At 53.1% G+C, this 5,649-nt stretch carries 3 tRNA genes and 3 rRNA genes; all 6 read right to left on the reverse strand.

Annotated elements, in window-relative coordinates:
* A tRNA-Met gene (locus tag GGQ90_RS28615) sits at nucleotides 1-77 on the reverse strand.
* A 109-nt stretch (nucleotides 78-186) separates the two neighbouring features.
* Nucleotides 187-301: ribosomal RNA gene (gene rrf, locus GGQ90_RS28620) — 5S ribosomal RNA — on the reverse strand.
* Nucleotides 302-446: 145 nt separating this feature from the next.
* Nucleotides 447-3,241, reverse strand: a 23S ribosomal RNA gene (locus GGQ90_RS28625).
* A gap of 370 nt (nucleotides 3,242-3,611) precedes the next feature.
* Nucleotides 3,612-3,687: transfer RNA gene (locus GGQ90_RS28630), tRNA-Ala, on the reverse strand.
* An 18-nt stretch (nucleotides 3,688-3,705) separates the two neighbouring features.
* Nucleotides 3,706-3,782 (reverse strand) — tRNA-Ile (locus GGQ90_RS28635).
* Nucleotides 3,783-3,958: 176 nt separating this feature from the next.
* Nucleotides 3,959-5,445 (reverse strand): 16S ribosomal RNA (locus GGQ90_RS28640).
* Together the 16S, 23S and 5S rRNA genes with 3 tRNA genes alongside form the textbook arrangement of a ribosomal RNA operon.
* Between the last annotated feature and the right edge of the window lie 204 nt (nucleotides 5,446-5,649).

The raw sequence follows: 5,649 nt of genomic DNA on the forward strand, positions 1-5,649 counted from the left end.
TGGTTGCGGGAGTAGGATTTGAACCTACGACCTTCAGGTTATGAGCCTGACGAGCTACCGGGCTGCTCCATCCCGCGACACTGGGCGATTATGTGGCCCTGATATGCAAAAAGGGCGGCTTTGTGGGCCGCCCTGTTTTGAGATTATGAATGGGTTTTTTATCCGTAGTCATGCGCGTGCTTCAATGCCTGGCGACGCCCTACTCTTCCAGTGCTTGAGCAATAGTACCATCGGCGCAGACTGGTTTCACGGCCGAGTTCGGGATGGGATCGGGTGGGTCACAGACGCTATGGTCACCAAGCAATGAAGCAGGCGCATAACTGCGGTTTTTTAATCGATACCGTGCACAATTTCGTGTGTTTGTATGTTCGTATATCTGGGCTGGCTTAAAACCATTCCGCCAACGGCCGCTGCTGTAACCAGCATTGTCGTTGATGGTGGGACTCTTAAGCGCGAACAGAGCAATTAGGACTGGTTAGCTCCATGCGTTACCGCACTTCCACATCCAGCCTATCAACGTCGTGGTCTACGACGGCTCGATGAAATCTTATCTTGAGGGAGGCTTCCCGCTTAGATGCTTTCAGCGGTTATCCCGTCCATACATAGCTACCCTGCTGCGCCACTGGCGTGACGACAGGTACACCAGAGGTATGTTCAACCCGGTCCTCTCGTACTAGGGTCAACTCCTCTCAAATTTCGACGCCCACGGCAGATAGGGACCAAACTGTCTCGCGACGTTCTGAACCCAGCTCACGTACCACTTTAATTGGCGAACAGCCAAACCCTTGGGACCTGCTCCAGCCCCAGGATGTGATGAGCCGACATCGAGGTGCCAAACGATTCCGTCGATATGAGCTCTTGGGAATCATCAGCCTGTTATCCCCGGCGTACCTTTTATCCGTTGAGCGATGGCCCTTCCACGAGGGACCACCGGATCACTATGACCGACTTTCGTCTCTGCTCGACTTGTCAGTCTCGCAGTCAGGCGGGCTTATGCCATTGCACTCTAACAGACGGTTTCCAACCGTCCTGAGCCCACCATCGCGCGCCTCCGTTACTCTTTAGGAGGCGACCGCCCCAGTCAAACTACCCGCCACAGAGGGTCCCTGCACCGGATAACGGTGCGAGGTTAGACATCAGAAAACAACAGGGTGGTATTTCACCTATGGCTCCACGACAACTGGCGTCATCGCTTCAAAGCCTCCCACCTATGCTACACAGTTCTTTCCTAATGCCACTCTGAAGCTGCAGTAAAGGTGCACGGGGTCTTTCCGTCTAACCGCGGGTACTCCGCATCTTCACGGAGAATTCAATTTCGCTGAGCATATCCTGGAGACAGTGGGGAAGTCGTTACGCCATTCGTGCAGGTCGGAACTTACCCGACAAGGAATTTCGCTACCTTAGGACCGTTATAGTTACGGCCGCCGTTTACCTGGGCTTCAATTCAGAGCTTGCACTCCTCCTCTTAACCTTCAGGCACCGGGCAGGCGTCAGGCCCTATACGTCGTCTTGAAGCCGACTTAGCAGAGCCCTGTGTTTTTGCTAAACAGTCGCTACCCCCTGGCCTGTGCCCCCCATCAGAACTTGCGTTTAGATGGGGCCTCCTTCTTCCGAAGGTACGGAGGCAATTTGCCGAGTTCCTTCAGGATACTTCTCTCAAACGCCTTGGTATACTCTACCATTCCACCTGTGTCGGTTTAGGGTACGGTCTATACGGTGGGGCTATTTCCTGGGACCCCTTCACTGCCCGGAGCAATCCAATAAGCCCGAACAATTTACGGCATCCGTCACACACCACCAGGCCCACGAATATTAACGTGGTTCCCATCGACTACCCCCTTCGGGCTCGTCTTAGGGGCCGGCTTACCCTGCTCAGATTAGCTTTAAGCAGGAACCCTTGGAATTTCGGCGACAGTGCATCTCACACTGTTAATCGCTACTCATGTCTGCATTCGCACTTCCGATACCTCCACGACCCATTACCAGATCGCTTCAACGGCCTACGGAACGCTCCGCTACCGCTCAGATCAAAGATCTGAACCCTAAGCTTCGGTGCATCACTTTAGCCCCGTTACATCTTCGCCGCAGGATCTCTTATTTAGACCAGTGAGCTGTTACGCTTTCTTTAAAGGATGGCTGCTTCTAAGCCAACCTCCTGGTTGTTTTGGAAATCCCACATGCTTTCCCACTTAGTGATGACTTGGGGACCTTAGCTGTAGGTTAGGGCTGTTTCCCTTTTGACGACGGACCTTAGCACCCGCCGTCTGTCTGCCGAACTAGACTCGTTGGTATTCGGAGTTTGGTTAGAGTTGGTAGATCTCGCGACCCCCGCATCCATCCAGTGCTCTACCCCCAACGGCAATCATTCGACGCTCTACCTCAATAGATTTCGCGGAGAACCAGCTATTTCCCGGCTTGATTGGCCTTTCACCCCTAAGCACAACTCATCCGACAATTTTTCAACATTGAACGGTTCGGTCCTCCAGTGCGTGTTACCGCACCTTCAACCTGGTCATGCATAGATCGCCGGGTTTCGGGTCTAATGCATCAAACTATGGCGCCCTATTCAGACTCGCTTTCGCTGCGCCTACACCTAACGGCTTAAGCTTGCTTGATACACTAAGTCACAGACCCATTATGCAAGAGGTACGCGGTCAGGTCTCAAGGACCCTCCCACTGCTTGTAGGCATCCGGTTTCAGGTACTGTTTCACTCCCCTCATCGGGGTGCTTTTCACCTTTCCCTCACGGTACTGGTTCACTATCGGTCATGTACGAGTATTTAGGCTTGGAGGGTGGTCCCCCCATGTTCAGACAGAGTTTCACGTGCTCCGCCCTACTCAAGTCCTGAAGTATCATTTTCGCATACGGGGCTGTCACCCGCTATGGCCGAACTTTCCAGATCGTTCTGCTAACTATACTCCAGGCACTGGCCTGGTCCGCGTTCGCTCGCCACTACTAACGGAATCTCGGTTGATGTCTTTTCCTCCGGGTACTGAGATGTTTCAGTTCTCCGGGTTCGCTTCACCAAAGCCTATTTTATTCAGCTTAGTGATACCTCAACCATTTAACCGCTCATCCTGATCGCTCAGGACAGAGATTAAATGGTGAAGGTGGGTTATCCCATTCGGAAATCGCGGGATCAAAGCCTGCTCACGGCTCCCCCACGCTTATCGCAGCGTGCCACGTCCTTCATCGCCTGTACATGCCAAGGCATTCACCAGATGCCCTTACCTCACGCTTGAGAGTCCACACCACCAACGACAATACTGGGTAGCATTTGTCGAAAGCTTCCGTGTGGTTATTAAACTCAGCCAGATAATCTTGTGTGTACAACATCTGATCGACTTTCCGGATGCTTCCTTGCGGAAACACCAAAAAACCAATCCCATGTCGCCACGGCATCGATTAAAAAACCCATTCACAATGTCAAAGAGGCTCGCACTGCGAGCCATATCACCAGCCTTGGCTGGTAAACCGCTATCTTCATCAACTAGAGTATCTGTGGCAGATCACTTGATTGGCGCTCCAACGAACCGAAGGTTCGCAAGGCCGAACGGCCGTCGCTGCTTATGCAGCGGACACCCAATCAAAGAACCATTTGCGAAGCAAATGGTGGAGCCTATCGGGATCGAACCGATGACCTGATGCTTGCAAAGCAACCGCTCTCCCAGCTGAGCTAAGGCCCCCTACCAATTTTCGACAACTGGTGGGCCGGGGAGGAGTTGAACCTCCGACCTCACGCTTATCAGGCGTGCGCTCTAACCACCTGAGCTACCGGCCCAGCTGCCAACCGAGCTGCTATTAGCAGCCTGAGGCGCTTGAGCCTGCTCAGCTATCAGCGCAGCTTGGCTGCGCTAATCTCTAGTGATGAAGGGACATGAGGACGGCGGCTATGTTCTTTGGAAATGACGAAGCTCTTTCAGTGTCTAGCACTGACGCTTTCGTCACGATCCTTAGAAAGGAGGTGATCCAGCCGCAGGTTCCCCTACGGCTACCTTGTTACGACTTCACCCCAGTCGCTAAACCCACTGTGGTCGCCTGCCTCCTTGCGGTTAGCTCAACGCCTTCGAGTGAATCCAACTCCCATGGTGTGACGGGCGGTGTGTACAAGGCCTGGGAACGTATTCACCGCGGCATGCTGATCCGCGATTACTAGCGATTCCGCCTTCACGCTCTCGAGTTGCAGAGAACGATCCGAACTGAGACGACTTTTGGAGATTAGCTCCCTCTCGCGAGGTGGCTGCCCACTGTAGTCGCCATTGTAGCACGTGTGTAGCCCAACGCGTAAGGGCCATGAGGACTTGACGTCATCCCCACCTTCCTCCGGCTTATCACCGGCGGTTCCTTTAGAGTACCCAACTAAATGCTGGCAACTAAAGGCGAGGGTTGCGCTCGTTGCGGGACTTAACCCAACATCTCACGACACGAGCTGACGACAGCCATGCAGCACCTGTCACCTATCCAGCCGAACTGAAGGAAAGTGTCTCCACGATCCGCGATAGGGATGTCAAACGTTGGTAAGGTTCTGCGCGTTGCTTCGAATTAAACCACATGCTCCACCGCTTGTGCAGGCCCCCGTCAATTCCTTTGAGTTTTAATCTTGCGACCGTACTCCCCAGGCGGATAACTTAATGCGTTAGCTGCGCCACCAAAACACCATGTGCCCTGACAGCTAGTTATCATCGTTTACGGCGTGGACTACCAGGGTATCTAATCCTGTTTGCTCCCCACGCTTTCGCACCTCAGCGTCAATACCAGTCCAGTGAGCCGCCTTCGCCACTGGTGTTCTTCCGAATATCTACGAATTTCACCTCTACACTCGGAATTCCACTCACCTCTCCTGGATTCAAGCTATCTAGTTTCAAAGGCAGTTCCGGGGTTGAGCCCCGGGCTTTCACCTCTGACTTGAATAGCCGCCTACGTGCGCTTTACGCCCAGTAATTCCGAACAACGCTAGCTCCCTCCGTATTACCGCGGCTGCTGGCACGGAGTTAGCCGGAGCTTATTCTCCCGGTACTGTCATTATCATCCCGGGTAAAAGAGCTTTACAACCCTAAGGCCTTCATCACTCACGCGGCATTGCTGGATCAGGCTTTCGCCCATTGTCCAATATTCCCTACTGCTGCCTCCCGTAGGAGTCTGGGCCGTGTCTCAGTCCCAGTGTGGCTGATCATCCTCTCAGACCAGCTAAGGATCGTCGCCTTGGTGAGCCTTTACCTCACCAACTAGCTAATCCTACGCGGGCTCATCCTTGGGCGATAAATCTTTGGACTTACGTCATCATCCGGTATTAGCAGTCGTTTCCAACTGTTATTCCGAACCCAAGGGCAGATTCCCACGCGTTACGCACCCGTGCGCCACTACCACCGAAGTGATCGTTCGACTTGCATGTATTAGGCATGCCGCCAGCGTTCGTTCTGAGCCAGGATCAAACTCTCAAGTTTGATGTCCGATTCTATCCAGGCGGAATAAGCCCAAACAGAACCGCTCATTTTCAGGAGCCATTCCTGCACAATATATTCTAGTGGAATATATCGAGACATATAGGAACGGCCTAATTTTATCTGAACTCCTACGCCTGAAAGCCGTAAGAACCCAGGGCCGCCGCCCACATGTCCCTTCATCTAAATCACAATGTCAAAGAGCCG

The sequence above is a fragment of the Sphingobium scionense genome, assembly GCF_014197035.1.
Classification (GTDB): Bacteria; Pseudomonadota; Alphaproteobacteria; order Sphingomonadales; family Sphingomonadaceae; genus Sphingobium; species Sphingobium scionense.